This is a genomic window from Micrococcus sp. CH7 (assembly GCF_001595485.1).
GTDB classification, from domain to species: Bacteria; Actinomycetota; Actinomycetes; order Actinomycetales; family Micrococcaceae; genus Micrococcus; species Micrococcus luteus.
Map to the genome: position 1 here is coordinate 94,445 of NZ_LOSQ01000008.1, position 16,805 is coordinate 111,249.

Annotated in this window: 12 protein-coding genes and 1 tRNA gene; 1 reads left to right on the top strand and 12 read right to left on the bottom strand. The window is 69.4% G+C overall.

Annotation, left to right across the window (positions count from 1 at the left end):
- Positions 1-152: 152 nt before the first annotated feature.
- The 12 genes from fusA to AUV08_RS03920 all read right to left on the bottom strand — a co-directional run bounded on the left by fusA (position 153) and on the right by AUV08_RS03920 (position 15,380).
- Complete coding sequence (gene fusA, locus AUV08_RS03865) at positions 153-2,267, bottom strand: elongation factor G (protein ID WP_002854789.1); 2,115 nt, start codon at positions 2,265-2,267, stop codon at positions 153-155.
- Between the two features lie 118 nt (positions 2,268-2,385).
- Entirely contained in the window at positions 2,386-2,856 is a 471-nt protein-coding gene (gene rpsG / locus AUV08_RS03870; RefSeq protein ID WP_010080379.1) for a 30S ribosomal protein S7, read from the bottom strand.
- A complete protein-coding gene (gene rpsL, locus AUV08_RS03875) occupies positions 2,856-3,230 on the bottom strand; it encodes a 30S ribosomal protein S12 (RefSeq protein WP_002854787.1) in 375 nt (124 codons plus the stop codon). The genes rpsG and rpsL overlap by 1 nt, the downstream gene beginning before the upstream one ends.
- Before the next feature lie 310 nt (positions 3,231-3,540).
- Positions 3,541-7,437 (bottom strand): DNA-directed RNA polymerase subunit beta', encoded by a 3,897-nt coding sequence (locus tag AUV08_RS03880; protein ID WP_036317751.1) that lies wholly within the window; start codon positions 7,435-7,437, stop codon positions 3,541-3,543.
- 83 nt (positions 7,438-7,520) lie between these two features.
- Positions 7,521-11,027, bottom strand: coding sequence for a DNA-directed RNA polymerase subunit beta (gene rpoB, locus AUV08_RS03885; protein WP_036317750.1), 3,507 nt, complete (start codon positions 11,025-11,027; stop codon positions 7,521-7,523).
- A 285-nt stretch (positions 11,028-11,312) separates the two neighbouring features.
- Complete coding sequence (rplL, locus tag AUV08_RS03890; protein WP_036317747.1) at positions 11,313-11,702, bottom strand: 50S ribosomal protein L7/L12; 390 nt, start codon at positions 11,700-11,702, stop codon at positions 11,313-11,315.
- A gap of 69 nt (positions 11,703-11,771) precedes the next feature.
- On the bottom strand, positions 11,772-12,293 hold the full coding sequence (gene rplJ, locus AUV08_RS03895) for a 50S ribosomal protein L10 (RefSeq protein WP_002854782.1): 522 nt from the start codon (positions 12,291-12,293) through the stop codon (positions 11,772-11,774).
- Between the two features lie 344 nt (positions 12,294-12,637).
- Positions 12,638-13,345, bottom strand: coding sequence for a 50S ribosomal protein L1 (gene rplA / locus AUV08_RS03900; RefSeq protein WP_036317746.1), 708 nt, complete (start codon positions 13,343-13,345; stop codon positions 12,638-12,640).
- Positions 13,346-13,422: 77 nt separating this feature from the next.
- Positions 13,423-13,854 carry a 50S ribosomal protein L11 gene (gene rplK / locus AUV08_RS03905; RefSeq protein WP_010080374.1) on the bottom strand — a complete coding sequence of 144 codons (432 nt, stop codon included), beginning with the start codon at positions 13,852-13,854 and terminating at the stop codon, positions 13,423-13,425.
- A gap of 132 nt (positions 13,855-13,986) precedes the next feature.
- Entirely contained in the window at positions 13,987-14,871 is an 885-nt protein-coding gene (nusG, locus tag AUV08_RS03910; RefSeq protein ID WP_036317744.1) for a transcription termination/antitermination protein NusG, read from the bottom strand.
- A gap of 104 nt (positions 14,872-14,975) precedes the next feature.
- Entirely contained in the window at positions 14,976-15,227 is a 252-nt protein-coding gene (secE, locus tag AUV08_RS03915) for a preprotein translocase subunit SecE (protein WP_036317743.1), read from the bottom strand.
- An 80-nt stretch (positions 15,228-15,307) separates the two neighbouring features.
- Positions 15,308-15,380 (bottom strand) — tRNA-Trp (locus AUV08_RS03920).
- Between the two features lie 173 nt (positions 15,381-15,553).
- On the opposite strand from AUV08_RS03920, the gene AUV08_RS03925 reads away from it, so the two are divergent.
- Positions 15,554-16,762, top strand: a complete 1,209-nt coding sequence (locus AUV08_RS03925) for a pyridoxal phosphate-dependent aminotransferase (RefSeq protein WP_041103561.1) — start codon at positions 15,554-15,556, stop codon at positions 16,760-16,762.
- Positions 16,763-16,805 lie beyond the last annotated feature (43 nt).

Here is a 16,805-nt window from a genome sequence, read left to right on the forward strand (position 1 = left end):
GTTCCAGGCCGTCGGGACCGCCGGAAGCGGACCGGACCTGACCCGTCCTGATCGCGGACCGCCGCGCCGGGGAGGGCGGTCCGGTCGCCCCGGGTCGGCCGCCGCTGCGGCGGCCGACCCGGGGCAGGTCGTTCAGAGCGTGTGACCTGCGGTCACTCGCCCTGGGACTTCTGGACGATCTCGTCCGCCACGGCCTTGGGGACCTCGGCGTAGGAGTGGAAGGTCATCGAGTACACCGCGCGGCCCTGCGTCTTGGAGCGCAGGTCGCCGATGTAGCCGAACATCTCCGAGAGCGGCACGAGGGCGTTGACCACCTTCACGCCGGTCGCGTCCTCCATGGACTGGATCTGGCCGCGGCGGGAGTTCAGGTCGCCGATGACGTCGCCCATGAACTCCTCGGGGGTGCGGACCTCCACGGCCATCAGCGGCTCGAGGATGATCGGGTTGGCCTTGCGGACACCCTCCTTGAAGGCCTGGGAGCCGGCGATCTTGAACGCCATCTCCGAGGAGTCGACGTCGTGGTACGCACCGTCGAGCAGGGTGGCCTTCACGCCGACCATCGGGTAGCCGGCCAGCACGCCGAACTGCATGGCGTCCTGGATGCCCGCGTCCACCGAGGGGATGTACTCGCGGGGCACGCGACCGCCGGTGACGGCGTTCTCGAACTCGTAGACCTCGCCCTCAGCGGTGTCCAGGGGCTCGAAGGACAGCTGCACCTTGGCGAACTGGCCGGAGCCGCCGGTCTGCTTCTTGTGCGTGTAGTCGACCTTGTCGACCTTGCGCTTGATGGTCTCGCGGTACGCGACCTGGGGCTTGCCCACGTTGGCCTCGACCTTGAACTCGCGCTTCATGCGGTCCACGAACACGTCCAGGTGGAGCTCGCCCATGCCGCCGATCTCGGTCTGACCGGTCTCCTCGTTGAGGTTCACGCGGAACGTGGGGTCCTCGGCGACGAGCTTCTGGATGGCGGTGGAGAGCTTCTCCTGGTCACCCTTGGTCTTCGGCTCGATGGCCACGGAGATCACGGGCTCCGGGAAGGTCATCGACTCGAGGATGATCGGGTTCGCGGAATCGCACAGGGTGTCGCCCGTGGTGGTGTCCTTGAGGCCGATCACGGCGTAGATGTGGCCGGCGACCACCTCGTCCACCGGGTTCTCCTTGTTGGCGTGCATCTGGAACAGCTTGCCGATGCGCTCCTTCTTGCCCTTGGTGGCGTTGAGGATCTGCGCGCCGGACTCCAGGCGGCCGGAGTACACGCGGATGAAGGTCAGCGTGCCGAAGAAGGGGTGCGTGGCGATCTTGAAGGCCAGGGCCGAGAACGGGGCCTCCTTCGACGCCTCGCGCTCCAGCACCTGCTCCTCGTCGTTCACGGCGTGGCCCTTGACGGCGCCGGCGTCCAGCGGGTTCGGCAGGTAGGCGACCACGGCGTCCAGCATCGGCTGCACGCCACGGTTCTTGAACGCGGAGCCGCAGAACACCGGGTAGGCCTCGGCGTTCACGGTCAGCTGGCGCACGCCGGCCTGGATCTCCTCGACGGTGAGCTCCTCGCCCTCGAGGTACTTCTCCATGAGCTCCTCGGAGCTCTCGGCGACGGCCTCGACGAGCTGGTTGCGGTACTCCTCGGCCTTCTCCTGGAGCTCGGCGGGGATCTCGCGGGTCTCGTAGGAGGCGCCCATGGTGACGTCGCCCTTGGCGTCGCCCGGCCACACGAAGGCCTTCATGGAGATCAGGTCGACGACGCCCACGAAGTCGTTCTCGGCGCCGATCGGCAGCTGCATCACGAGCGGACGCGCGCCGAGGCGCTTCACGATGGTGTCGACGGTGAAGTAGAAGTCCGCGCCCAGCTTGTCCATCTTGTTGACGAAGCAGATGCGGGGGACGTCGTACTTGTCCGCCTGGCGCCACACGGTCTCCGACTGGGGCTCCACGCCCTCCTTGCCGTCGAACACGGCGACGGCGCCGTCGAGCACGCGCAGCGAGCGCTCCACCTCGACCGTGAAGTCCACGTGGCCGGGGGTGTCGATGATGTTGATCTGGTGGTCGTTCCAGAAGCAGGTCACCGCGGCGGAGGTGATGGTGATGCCGCGCTCCTTCTCCTGCTCCATCCAGTCCGTCGTCGCGCCGCCGTCGTGGGTCTCGCCCAGCTTGTGGTTGACACCCGTGTAGAACAGGATGCGCTCGGTGGTGGTGGTCTTGCCGGCATCGATGTGGGCCATGATGCCGATGTTGCGGACCTTGTGCAGGTCGGTCAGCACGTCCTGTGCCACGGTGTCTCCCTTGGTCGGGTGGAATGGGGGGCTCGTGAGGTGGATGCGGTGGGTGGCGCGTCCGAACAGGACGCACCTGCGGCCCGAGGCGCGGATCGCGCGCCCCGGGCCACACGGATCACCAGCGGTAGTGGGCGAAGGCCTTGTTGGCCTCGGCCATCTTGTGGGTGTCCTCGCGACGCTTCACGGCGCCGCCCAGGCCGTTCGAGGCGTCCAGGATCTCGTTCATCAGACGCTCGGTCATGGTCTTCTCACGGCGGGCCTTGGAGAAGCCGACCAGCCAGCGCAGGGCCAGGGCCGTGGAGCGGCCCGGCTTGACCTCGACGGGCACCTGGTAGGTGGCGCCGCCGACGCGGCGGGAGCGCACCTCGAGGGCCGGCTTGATGTTGTCCATGGCCTTCTTGAGGGTGGCCACGGGATCGGCGCCGTTCTTGGCACGGGCGCCCTCGAGCGCGCCGTACACGATGCGCTCGGCGGTGGACTTCTTGCCGTCGACGAGCACCTTGTTGATCAGCTGCGTGACCAGCGGGGAGCCGTAGACGGGATCGACGACGAGGGGGCGCTTCGGCGCAGGACCCTTACGAGGCATTACTTCTTCTCCTTCTTGGCGCCGTAGCGGGAGCGGGCCTGGCCGCGGTTCTTCACGCCCTGGGTGTCGAGGGCGCCGCGCACGATCTTGTAGCGCACGCCGGGCAGGTCCTTCACACGACCGCCGCGGACGAGCACGATCGAATGCTCCTGCAGGTTGTGGCCCTCGCCGGGGATGTAGGCCGTGACCTCGATGCCGCCGTTCAGGCGCACACGGGCGACCTTGCGCAGCGCCGAGTTCGGCTTCTTGGGCGTGGTGGTGTACACACGGGTGCACACGCCACGACGCATGGGGTTCCCCTGCAGGGCAGGGGCCTTCGTATTGACGACCTTGGGTGAGCGGCCCTTGCGGACCAGCTGCTGAATCGTAGGCACTCTTCAGCCTTCCTGTGTTTCGGTGATCGCTGACGTGATCGACCGGCGCCCGGGGCGCCGGCTGCTCGTTCCTCTGCTCTGCCTCTCCCTGTGGGGGCTCGCAACGAGCAGACGTCCGCAGGCGTGCAAAAGTGTGGCATCTGCCGCGCAATGACCCCGCGACCCGGACAGCGTCCAATTTGCCACACGAAAAACAATCCTTGACAGCATAGCACGCCCCGGCGCCGTCGACGAGCCGGCCCCGCACGCCAAGGGGCCCGCCGCTCCCCCGCGTGAGCGGCGGAGCGGCGGGCCCCCTGGGGGACGGGGATCAGGCGCGGAAGTCGCCCCCGCGGTCGTAGTCGTCCAACGAGACGGCGTGGAAGTCGTTCTCGCCGAGCGACTGGTCCAGACCCGGGTAGTCGAAGTCCGCGAAGCCGGCCGGCGAGGCGAACAGGTTGGCCTTCGCCTCCTCCGTCGGCTCCACGACGGTCTTCGTGTAGCGGTCCAGGCCCGTGCCGGCCGGGATCAGCTTGCCGATGATCACGTTCTCCTTCAGGCCCAGCAGCGGGTCGGACTTGCCCTCCATGGCCGCCTGCGTCAGGACGCGGGTCGTCTCCTGGAAGGACGCGGCCGACAGCCACGAGTCCGTGGCCAGCGAGGCCTTCGTGATGCCCATCAGCTCGTCGCGGCCGGAGGCCGGCTGGCGGCCCTCAGCGACGGCGGCGCGGTTGGCGGCCACGAAGCGCGCCCGGTCCGTGAGCTCGCCCGGCAGCAGGTCGGTGTCACCGGACTCGATGACGGTGATGCGACGCAGCATCTGCCGGACGATGACCTCCACGTGCTTGTCGTGGATGCCCACGCCCTGGGACTGGTACACGTTCTGCACCTCGTCCACGAGGAACCGCTGCGCGGCCCGCGGGCCGAGCACGCGCAGGACCTGCTTCGGGTCCACGGCGCCGGCCACGAGCTGCGTGCCCACCGGCACGTGCTCGCCGTCGGCCACGAGGATGCGCGCACGGCGCAGCACCGGGTAGGCGATCTCCTCGGAGCCGTCGTCCGGCGTGAGCAGCAGGCGCACGGACGCCTCGGTGTCCTCGATGGTCACGCGGCCGGCGACCTCGGAGATCGGGGCCACGCCCTTCGGGGTGCGGGCCTCGAAGAGCTCCTGGATGCGGGGCAGACCCTGCGTGATGTCGTCGGCCGAGGCCACACCGCCGGTGTGGAACGTGCGCATGGTGAGCTGGGTGCCCGGCTCACCGATCGACTGGGCCGCGATGATGCCGACGGCCTCGCCGATGTCCACCAGCTGGCCGGTGGCCATGGAGCGGCCGTAGCACTTCGCGCAGGTGCCCACGGCGGACTCGCAGGTCAGGACCGAGCGGACCTTGATCTCCGTGACGCCGGCGGCCACCAGCTCGCCGATCAGCACGTCGCCCACGTCCGCACCGGCCGAGGCCAGCACCGTGCCGTCCTCGCCCGTGACGTCCTGGGCCAGCGTGCGGGCGAAGGCCGAGTTCTCGACCTGCTCGTGGGCCACCAGCTCGCCGTCGGCGTTCGGGGCGGCGATCGTGACGGACAGGCCGCGCTCGGTGCCGCAGTCGTCCTCGCGGACGATGACGTCCTGGGACACATCGACGAGACGACGGGTCAGGTAGCCCGAGTTCGCGGTCTTCAGCGCGGTGTCCGCGAGGCCCTTGCGGGCGCCGTGGGTGGCGGAGAAGTACTCGAGCACGGACAGGCCCTCGCGGTACGAGGACTTGATCGGACGCGGGATGATCTCACCCTTCGGGTTGGCCACGAGGCCGCGGATGCCCGCGATCTGGCGCACCTGGAGCCAGTTGCCTCGCGCACCGGAGGACACCATGCGGTTGATGGTGTTGAGCTCCGGCAGGCCGTCCTTCATGGCCGCGGCGACCTCGTCGGTGGCCTTGTTCCAGATGTCGATCAGCTCGGAGCGACGCTCGTCGTCCGCGATCAGGCCCTTGTCGTACTGCTGCTGCACGCGCTGGGCCTGCTCCTCGTAGCCCTCCATGATGGCGGCCTTGTCGAAGTCGGAGGTGATGTCCGAGATCGCCACGGTCACACCCGACCAGGTGCCCCAGTGGAAGCCGGCGTCCTTGAGGTTGTCCAGCGTCTGCGCGGTGACGACCATCGGGTAGCGCTCGGCCAGGTCGTTGACCAGCTGACCGAGGGTGCCCTTGGTCGCCTGCTTGTCCAGCCACGGGTAGTCGTCCGGCAGCAGCTCGTTGAACAGCACCTTGCCCAGGGTGGTCTCGATGAGGGCGATCTCGCCCTCGGACCAGCCCTCGGGGGCCGGCACGTCCGCCGACGGCACGAAGCCCTCGACGCCGATCCGCGCGGGCGCGTTCAGGTGCAGGTCGCCGCCGTCGAACGCCATGATGGCCTCGCCGACGGTCGCGTACAGGTTGCCCGCGCCGACCTCGTCCGGACGCACCGTGGTGAGGTGGTTCAGTCCGATGATCATGTCCTGGGCCGGCACGGCGACCGCACGGCCGTCCGAGGGCTTCAGGATGTTGTGGCTCGAGAGCATGAGCAGGCGCGCCTCGGCCTGGGCCTCCGGCGACAGGGGCAGGTGGACCGCCATCTGGTCGCCGTCGAAGTCCGCGTTGAACGCGGAGCAGACCAGCGGGTGCAGCTGCAGGGCCTTGCCTTCCACGAGCTGCGGCTCGAAGGCCTGGATGCCCAGACGGTGCAGGGTGGGGGCGCGGTTCAGCAGGACCGGGTGCTCGGTGATGACCTCCTCGAGCACGTCCCAGACCTGCGGACGGAAGCGCTCCACCATGCGCTTGGCGGACTTGATGTTCTGCGCGTGGTTCAGGTCCACGAGACGCTTCATCACGAACGGCTTGAACAGCTCCAGCGCCATCTGCTTCGGCAGGCCGCACTGGTGCAGCTTGAGCTGGGGACCCACCACGATGACCGAGCGGCCCGAGTAGTCCACGCGCTTGCCGAGCAGGTTCTGACGGAACCGGCCCTGCTTGCCCTTGAGCATGTCGGAGAGTGACTTGAGCGGGCGGTTGCCCGGGCCGGTCACCGGCCGGCCGCGGCGGCCGTTGTCGAACAGCGAGTCCACGGCCTCCTGCAGCATGCGCTTCTCGTTGTTGACGATGATCTCGGGCGCGCCGAGGTCGAGCAGCCGCTTCAGGCGGTTGTTGCGGTTGATCACGCGACGGTACAGGTCGTTGAGGTCGGAGGTCGCGAAGCGGCCGCCGTCCAGCTGCACCATCGGACGCAGCTCCGGCGGGATCACCGGGACGGCGTCCAGGACCATGCCCTCGGGCGAGTTGTCCGTGGTCAGGAACGCGTTGACGACCTTCAGGCGCTTCAGGGCGCGGGTCTTGCGCTGGCCCTTGCCCGTCTTGATGGTCTCACGCAGCATCTCGGACTCGGCCTCGAGGTCGAAGGTCTGCAGGCGACGCTGGATCGCCTCCGCGCCCATCGAGCCCTCGAAGTACTGGCCGTACTTGTCCCGCATGGCGCGGTACAGACCCTCGTCGCCCTCGAGGTCGGCGACCTTGAGGTTCTTGAAGCGGTCCCAGACCTGCTCCTTGCGGTCCAGGTCCGCGTCCGCGCGCTTGCGGATCTGCGCCATGGTCTTGTCCGCGGCGTCGCGGGCCTTCTTCTTCTCGGCGGCCTTGGCGCCCTCGGACTCCAGCTTGGCCAGATCCTTCTCGAGGTCGGCGGCCACCGCGGCGATGTCGGAGTCACGCTGGTCGGCCAGGACACGGGTCTCCTGGTCGTACTCGGCCTGGAGGTTGGCCAGGTCGCGGTGCCGGGCCTCCTCGTCCACCGAGGTGATCATGTACGCCGCGAAGTAGATGACCTTCTCGAGGTCCTTCGGCGCCAGGTCCAGCAGGTAGCCCAGGCGCGAGGGCACGCCCTTGAAGTACCAGATGTGGGTGACCGGCGCAGCCAGCTCGATGTGGCCCATGCGGTCGCGGCGCACCTTCGAGCGGGTCACCTCGACGCCGCAGCGCTCGCAGATGATGCCCTTGAAGCGCACGCGCTTGTACTTGCCGCACGCGCACTCCCAGTCACGGGTGGGGCCGAAGATCTTCTCGCAGAAGAGTCCGTCCTTCTCCGGCTTCAGGGTGCGGTAGTTGATGGTCTCCGGCTTCTTGACCTCGCCGTAGGACCAGCGGCGGATGTCCTCCGCCGTGGCCAGGCCGATGCGCATCAGGCCGAAAGAGTTGTCAGTGGACATGCTGTTCACGCTCATGCTCCGGTGAACTCCCTTGGTTCAGTGGTTCTCAGGTGACGTCTTGTGGATGCGGGATCGGGCCCGGCTCAGACTTCCTCCACCGAGCTGGGCTCGGCGTGGGAGAGGTCGATGCCCAGCTCCTCGGCGGCGCGGTAGACCTCGTCCTCCGCGTCGCGCATCTCGATGGCCTGGCCGTCGGCGGAGAGGACCTCCACGTTCAGGCAGAGGGACTGCATCTCCTTGATGAGCACCTTGAAGGACTCGGGAACACCCGGCTCCGGGATGTTCTCGCCCTTGACGATGGCCTCGTAGACCTTCACGCGGCCGTGGATGTCGTCGGACTTGATGGTCAGCAGCTCCTGGAGGGTGAACGCCGCGCCGTACGCCTCGAGCGCCCACACCTCCATCTCGCCGAAGCGCTGGCCGCCGAACTGGGCCTTACCGCCCAGCGGCTGCTGCGTGATCATCGAGTACGGGCCCGTGGAACGGGCGTGGATCTTGTCGTCCACCAGGTGGTGCAGCTTGAGCATGTACATGTAGCCCACGGACACCGGGTCCGGGAACGGCTCGCCGGTGCGGCCGTCGAACAGCTGCGCCTTGCCGCTGTCGCTCATGAGACGGTCGCCGTCGCGGGTCACGTTCACGTGGCCGAGCAGGCCCGTGATCTCGTACGCCTCGGCGCCGTCGAACACCGGGGTGGCCACGTTGACCGGACCGGACTGCCGCGGGAAGTTCGGCAGGTCCTTGATCCACTCCGGCTCGCCCTGGATGTCCCAGCCGCGCGAGGCGGCCCAGCCCAGGTGCAGCTCCATGACCTGGCCGAGGTTCATGCGGCCGGGGACGCCGAGCGGGTTCAGCACGATGTCCACCGGGGTGCCGTCCGCCAGGAACGGCATGTCCTCGAGCGGCAGGATCTTCGAGATGACGCCCTTGTTGCCGTGGCGGCCGGCCATCTTGTCGCCGTCGGTGATCTTGCGCTTCTGCGCCACGTAGACGCGCACCAGCTGGTTCACGCCCGGGGGCAGGTCGTCGTCCTCGTCGCGGTCGAAGATGCGCACGCCGATGACGGTGCCGGACTCGCCGTGCGGCACCTTCAGGGACGTGTCGCGGACCTCGCGGGACTTCTCGCCGAAGATCGCGCGCAGCAGGCGCTCCTCCGGGGTCAGCTCGGTCTCGCCCTTCGGGGTCACGCGGCCGACCAGGATGTCGCCGGCCTCCACCTCGGCGCCGATGTGGATGATGCCGCGCTCGTCGAGCTGCGAGAGCACCTCCTCGGACACGTTGGGGATGTCGCGCGTGATCTCCTCGGCGCCCAGCTTGGTGTCGCGGGCGTCGACCTCGTGCTCCTCGATGTGGATCGAGGTGAGGACGTCCTCCGAGACCATGCGCTGGGACAGGATGATCGCGTCCTCGTAGTTCAGGCCCTCCCAGGGCATGAACGCGACGAGGAGGTTCTTGCCGAGCGCGAGCTCGCCGTTGTCCGTGGCGGGACCGTCGGCGATGATGCTCAGCGGCTCCACCCGCTCGCCCTCGGAGACGCGCACCCGCTGGTTGTAGGCGTTGCCCTGGTTCGAGCGGGCGAACTTCATGATCGGGTAGTGCGTGGTGGTGCCGTCGTCGTTCATGACGGTCACCAGGTCCGCGGCCACCTCGGTCACGACGCCGCCCTGGGTGGCCGTCACGGAGTCGCCCGCGTCCACGGCCACGTACTTCTCCATGCCGGTGCCCACGTAGGGGGCCTCGGAGCGGAGCAGCGGCACGGCCTGACGCTGCATGTTCGCGCCCATGAGCGCGCGGTTGGCGTCGTCGTGCTCGAGGAACGGGATCAGGGCGGTGGCCGCCGACACCATCTGGCGCGGGGACACGTCCATGTAGTCGATCTCGTCCACGGTCGAGAGCACGGGCTCGCCGTCGCCGCCGCGCTGGCGGCAGAGCACGAACTCCTCCTCGAACCGGCCGTCCTCATCCACCGGGGCGTTCGCCTGGGCGATCTGGAAGGCCAGCTCGTCGTCGGCGGTCAGGTAGTCCACGGTGTCCGTGACCCGGCCGTCGACCACGCGGCGGTACGGGGTCTCGATGAAGCCGAAGGAGTTGATCCGGCCGAAGGTCGCCAGCGACCCGATGAGGCCGATGTTCGGGCCTTCCGGGGTCTCGATGGGGCACATGCGGCCGTAGTGCGACGGGTGGACGTCACGGACCTCCATGCCGGCACGGTCGCGGGACAGGCCGCCCGGGCCGAGCGCGGACAGGCGACGCTTGTGCGTCAGGCCGGCCAGCGGGTTGTTCTGGTCCATGAACTGGGACAGCTGCGAGGTGCCGAAGAACTCCTTGATCGCCGCCACCACGGGGCGGATGTTGATCAGGGTCTGCGGGGTGATCGCCTCGACGTCCTGGGTGGTCATGCGCTCGCGCACGACGCGCTCCATGCGGGACAGGCCGGTGCGGATCTGGTTCTCGATCAGCTCGCCCACCGCACGGATGCGACGGTTGCCGAAGTGGTCGATGTCGTCGATCTCCACGCGCACATCCACCGGCTCGCCGTCGCGCGTGCCCTTGATGACGGTCTCGCCGGCGTGCAGCGCGGCGATGAAGTGCACCATCTGGACGATGTCGTCCTCGGTGAGCACAGACGCGTTGGGGTCGCCGAGGTGCACGTCCACGCCGAGCTTGCGGTTGAGCTTGTAGCGGCCCACCTTGGCGAGGTCGTAGCGCTTCGGGGTGAAGTACAGGTTGTTCAGCAGCGTCTGCGCGGCGTCGACGGCGGCCGGCTCGCCCGGGCGCAGCTTGCGGTAGATGTCGAGCAGGGCCTCGTCCTGGTCCGCGGTGCCGTCCTTCTCGAGGGTGGCGCGGATGGAGTCGTAGTGGCCGAACTCCTCCAGGATGCGGGACTCGGTCCAGCCCATGGCCTTGAGCAGCACCGTCACGGGCTGCTTGCGCTTGCGGTCGAGGCGGACGCCGACCTGGTCACGCTTGTCCACCTCGAGCTCGAACCAGGCGCCGCGCGAGGGGATGATCTTCGCGGAGAAGATCTCCTTGTCCGAGGTCTTGTCCGGGGTGCGCTCGAAGTAGGCGCCCGGGGAGCGGACCAGCTGGGAGACGACGACGCGCTCGGTGCCGTTGATGATGAACGTGCCGTTGCGGGTCATCAGCGGGAAGTCGCCCATGAAGACGGTCTGCTGCTTGATCTCGCCGGTCGTGTTGTTCATGAACTCGGCCTTGACGTACAGCGGGGCGGAGAAGGTCGCGTCGCGATCCTTGCACTCCTCCTCCGTCATCTTCGCGTCGGCGAACTCGGGCTCGGCGAAGGACAGGGACATGGTGCCCTGGAAGTCCTCGATCGGGGAGATCTCCTCGAAGATGTCCGTCAGTCCCGAGGTGACGGGCACGGAGTGGTCGTCGGCGGCCAGGGCGGCGTCCACGCGCGCGGCCCACCGCTCATTGCCGATCAGGCGGTCGAACGACTCGGTCTGCAGCGCCAGCAGGTCCGGCACGTCCAGCGGCTCGGAGATCTTGGCGAAGGAGACGCGTCCGGCGGAGGCGCCGGATCGCGGGGAGACGGTAGCGGTTTCGTTGGAGGTGCTCGAGGCGACCACGTAGGATCCTTCCACAGGCCTTCTGGGTTCCGTTCGCTCCCCTGCCGCGAGACGGCGGCGCCGGCCCACCGCTATATGAAGGCCGTGCGGAACCGTGCGGGCCACGGCGGGACGCGAGGTCCTGCGGGCGGCACGGAACAGGGGAGATGCAAAGATCCATCCTATCCGCGCCCGTCGCCCCTGTCCAGCCGGGGGTGCGTGACCCGGGACGCCACGAGGCCCCCGGTCCGCAGCGCGGGTCCGGGGGCCTCGTGAGGAGGCGTGATGCGGCTCAGGCCGCGATCATCACTTGAGGGTGACGGTGGCGCCGGCGCCCTCGAGCTGCTCCTTGGCCTTCTCGGCGGTCTCCTTGTTGACGCCCTCGAGGATGGGCTTGGGAGCGCCGTCCACCAGGTCCTTGGCCTCCTTCAGGCCGAGGGAGGTGAGGGCGCGCACCTCCTTGATGACGCCGATCTTCTTGTCGCCGGCGGCCTCGAGGACGACGTCGAACTCGTCCTTCTCCTCGGCGGCGGCGGCCTCGGCACCGCCGGCGGCACCGCCGGCGGCGGCCACGGCCACGGGGGCGGCGGCGGTGACGTCGAACTTCTCCTCGAACGCCTTGATGAACTCGGACAGCTCGATGAGGGTCAGCTCCTCGAACGCGGCGAGCAGCTCTTCGGTGGTCAGCTTGGCCATGATGGCTCCTTTACGGGTACGTCTTGACTACGTGTGAAGTGGTGGGCCGTGCAGCCCGGGGCGGACTGCTCAGGCAGCCTCGCCCTGCGCGGCGCGCAGCGCCTCGACCGTGCGGACGGTCTTGGACAGCGGCGCCTGGAACAGGGCGGCAGCCTTGGACATGCTGCCCTTCATCGCGCCGGCGAACTTGGCCAGCAGCACCTCGCGGGACTCGAGGTCCGCGAGCTTCTTGATGCCGGCCTCGTCCAGGGGCTGGCCATCCATGTAGCCGCCCTTGAGCACGAGCTTCTCGTGATCCTTGGCAAAGTCACGCAGGGCCTTCGCGACGTTGACCGGGTCCCCGGTCACGAACGCGATCGCGGTGGGACCGGACAGGTGAGCCTCGAGGCCCTCCAGACCGGCGTCCTTGGCCGCGATCTCGGCCAGCGTGTTCTTCGCCACGGCGTAGGTCGCGTCCTGACGGATGGAGTCGCGCAGCTGCTTGAGCTCCGTCACCGTCAGGCCACGGTATTCCGTCAGAACAGCGGCGCTGGACTCACGGAACAGGTCCGTGAGCTCAGCCACCGCCGACTCCTTCGCGGACGTCGCCATGGCACTCCTCTCGATGATGCGTGGGAACCGCCACCCCGAGACGAGAAAGCGCCCCGTGCAGATGCACGGGGCGCAGCAGGAGCATCGACGCGGCCGGACCCGGAGGGTCGACGTGCGGATGCGAGCGTGGCTCACGTTCACCTGCGCGGGCCGTCTCCGTCAGGGAGATCCTTCGGTGGGCTCTGCCCGGAGGCAGGGCACCACGACCGGCGGTCTTCGGTAGGCACCAGCGTACACGTCCGGGGCGGGCCCGCAAAATCGACCCGGGACGACGCCGGCCGGTCGTCCCCGCTGCGGGGACGACCGGCCGACGTCGTGGGCCCCGATCACCGGGGCCGCGTGGCTCAGAGCTCGGAGGAGTCCACCGAGGTCACGTTCGGGTCCATGGGCACGCCCGGGCCGAAGGTGGTGGCCACGGTGGCCTTGGAGATGTAGCGGCCCTTGGAGGAGGACGGCTTCAGACGCAGGACCTCCTCGAGGGCTGCGGCGTAGTTCTCCACCAGGGCCTTGGCCTCGAAGGAGGTCTTGCCGATGATGAAGTGCAGGTTGGAGTGCTTGTCGACGCGGAAGTCGATCTTGCCGCCCTTGATGTCGGCCACGGCCTTGGCCACGTCCGGGGTCACGGTGCCGGTCTTGGGGTTCGGCATCAGGTTGCGGGGGCCGAGCACCTTGCCCAGACGGCCGACCTTGCCCATGAGCTCCGGGGAGGCCACGGCGGCGTCGAAGTCCACCCAGCCCTCGGAGATCCGGGCGATCAGGTCGTCGTCGCCCACGACGTCCGCGCCGGCGGCGCGGGCGGCCTCGGCGCGGTCACCGGTGGCGAACACGACGACGCGGGCGGTCTTGCCGGTGCCGTGGGGCAGGCTCACGGAGCCGCGGACCATCTGGTCGGCCTTGCGGGGGTCGACCGAGAGGCGGAGGGCCACCTCCACGGTGGCGTCGGTCTTGGAGGGGTTGGTCTCCTTGGCGAGGCGGATCGCCTCCACCGGCGAGTACAGATCCTCGCCGATCGCGGCCTTGGCCGCCTTGTATGCCTTGCTGCGCTGTGCCATCTGCGTTCTTCTCCTTGTGCAGTCGTGGTCTGCGGGCCGCGCTCGGCCCTGCCACTGGAAGGGGGTGGGGGTGGGCGTCAGCCCTCGACGGTGATGCCCATCGAGCGGGCGGTGCCCGCGATGATCTTGGCGGCGGCCTGGACGTCGTTGGCGTTCAGGTCCTCCATCTTGGTCTGGGCGATCTCCTCGCACTGGGCCTGGGTCAGCGTGCCGACCTTGGCCGTGTGCGGGGTGGCGGAGCCCTTGGCGACGCCGGCGGCCTTCTTGATGAGCTCGGCGGCCGGCGGGGTCTTGGTCACGAAGGTGAACGAGCGGTCCTCGTACACGGTGATCTCGACCGGGACCACGTTGCCGCGCTGCGACTCGGTGGCGGCGTTGTACGCCTTGCAGAACTCCATGATGTTCACGCCGTGCTGGCCCAGGGCGGGGCCGATGGGCGGGGCCGGGTTGGCGGCGCCGGCCTGGATCTGAAGCTTGATCAGACCGGTGACCTTCTTCTTGGGAGCCATGAGTGGATCCTTCTCTCACTGGGGGACCCTCGGCGCAGGAGCGCACCGGGGGCGGTGGCCGCCGTGGCGCGGCGGCCGGTGCCGCGTCCGGGCCGGCAGGCGGCCGGCCCGGTGCGGAAGCGTCGGGTGTCCTCAGATGGCCTTGGTCACCTGGTTGAAGGACAGCGTCACGGGGGTCTCGCGCTCGAAGATTGAGACGAGCACCACGAGCTGCTGGGCCTCCGGCTTGATCTCGGAGATCGTGGCCGGGAGGGTCTCGAACGGGCCGTCGTTGACGGTGACCGACTCGCCGACCTCGAAGTCCACGTGGATCGCGGGGGCGGCGGGCGCGCCGGACTCGGCCGCGGCGGGGACGGCCAGGCCGGCCTTCTCGGCGGCGCGGGCGGCCTCCTGGATCACGGACGGGGCGAGCATGTCGTACACCTCGTCCAGGCTGAGCGGCTGCGGGTGGTGGGCGTCGTTGCCCACGAAGCCCGTGACGCCCGGGGTGTGCCGTACGACGCCCCACGAGGCGTCGTCGAGGTCCATGCGGACGAGCACGTAGCCCGGGATGCGCACGCGCGAGACGATCTTGCGCGTGGTGTTCTTGATCTCCACGACCTCCTCCATGGGGACCTCGATCTCGTAGATCGAGTCCTCCATGTCCTGGGTCAGGATGCGGGCCTCGAGGTTCGTCTTCACGCGCTTCTCGTAGCCGGCGTAGGTGTGGACGACGTACCAGTCGCCGGGCTGGCGGCGCAGGCGGGTGCGCAGCTCCTCGGCGGGGTCCACGGCGGGCTCGTCGTCGGACTGCTCCTCGACGGGGGTCGGTGCGTCCTCGCCCTCGGCGACGGCCAGGTCGGCCTCCTGCACGGTGGCCTCGGCGGTCTCGTCACCGCTGCCGGCGACCTCGTCCAGGGCGTCCTCGACGGGCGTGCCGGCGTCCTGCGCGGTCTCGGCGGTCTCCTCGGCCACGGCGTCCTCCGACATCGGGACGGACTCCTCGGCGGGCTGACGATCCAGTTCCTGCTCGGACACGGTTCCTGCTTTCTGCTGACGGACGGGGGGCCCTGCCGTCGGGGAGGGCCCTCACGGGCGTGCGGGGGACGCGTCCTGCGACGTCGGGACCGTCCGCGCCGGGCTCAGAGGCCGCCGGCGCCGAACAGGAGACCCGCCACGGTGCCGAACACCCAGTCCAGCCCCATGACCAGCAGGATCATGAACGCCACGAAGGCGAGCACCACTCCGGTCGTGCGCAGCAGCTCCTCGCTCGTGGGGGTGACGACCTTGCGGAGCTCGTCCACCACCTGGCGCAGGAACAGCGCGATCCGCGCGAACAGCCCGCGACGCTGCCTGCTCGGCGTGGGGGCGGGCCCCCCGCCGTTCGCCGCCATCTCAGTCACGTGGCCTCACTCGTCGGATCGCCGAATCGCTTTCTACACGTCCGATGCCGAGCACGAGGCCCGGCATCGAGCAGGGCAGACAGGACTCGAACCTGCAACCTGCGGTTTTGGAGACCGCTGCGCTACCAATTGCGCCACTACCCTTCGAACCGACGGAGCCGACCGAACCCTCGCGGGATCGACCGCGAACGCGGTACCGGAGATCCAGGATACGCCATCGGGCGGCGGGAGTCGAACGGGCCCCGGGCAGTCAGTACCCTGGCAGGACGGAGCCCCGCTCCGCCCCGCCCTCCCCGTCGAGCTCGAAGAAGGTCCTCATGGCCGCGCCCGCCCGCCGCGTCTCCGCCCGTCTGTCCGCCATCGCGCCCTCCGCCACCCTCGCCGTCGACGCCCGCGCCAAGGAGCTCAAGGCCGCCGGGCGCCCGGTGATCGGCTTCGGCGCCGGCGAGCCCGACTTCCCCACCCCGGACTACATCGTGGAGGCCGCCGTCGCCGCGGCCCGGGACCCGAAGAACCACCGCTACTCCCCCGCCGCCGGCCTGCCCGAGCTGCGCGAGGCGATCGCGGCCAAGACGCTGCGCGACTCCGGCGTGTCCCTCGAGGCCGCCCAGGTGCTCGTGACCAACGGCGGGAAGCAGGCCGTGTACAACGCCTTCGCCGCCCTGCTGGACCCGCAGGACGAGGTGCTCGTCCCCGCCCCCTACTGGACCACCTACCCGGAGGCGATCCGCCTGGCCGGCGGCGTGCCGGTCGAGGTGTTCGCCGGCCCCGAGCAGGGCTACAAGGTCACCGTGGACCAGCTCGACGAGGCCGTCACGGACCGCACCAAGGTGCTCCTGTTCGTCTCCCCCTCCAACCCCACCGGCGCCGTGTACTCCCCCGAGGAGACGGCGGCGATCGGCCGGTGGGCACGGGAGCGGGGGCTGTGGGTGGTCACCGACGAGATCTACGAGCACCTGACCTACGACGGCATGCCGTTCACCTCGATCGTCCGCGCCGTGCCCGAGCTGGCGGAGCAGTCCGTGATCCTCAACGGCGTCGCCAAGACCTACGCCATGACGGGCTGGCGCGTCGGGTGGATGGCCGGCCCGCTGGACGTGGTCAAGGCCGCCACGAACCTGCAGTCCCACGCCACCTCGAACGTGGCCAACGTGTCGCAGCGGGCCGCGCTGGCCGCCATCGCCGGCCCGTTGGACGCCGTGGCGGAGATGAAGACGGCGTTCGACCGCCGGCGCCGGGCCATGGTCGAAGCCATGGACGCCGTGCCGGGCTTCCACTGTCCCACCCCGCAGGGTGCGTTCTACGCGTACGTGGACGTGCGGGAGGCGCTCGGGAAGACCTACCGCGGCGGCGTCACCCCCACGACGTCGGCCGAGCTGGCCGCCTTCATCCTCGACGAGGCGGAGGTCGCCGTGGTCCCCGGCGAGGCGTTCGGCCCGTCCGGCTACCTGCGACTGTCCTACGCGCTGGGCGATGCGGACCTCGCCGAGGGCGTCGAGCGCATCCGCGCCCTGCTCAGCGCCTGAGCCGCACACCCCGCCCCTGAGCCCCGCGACGCCGCGTGCCGCG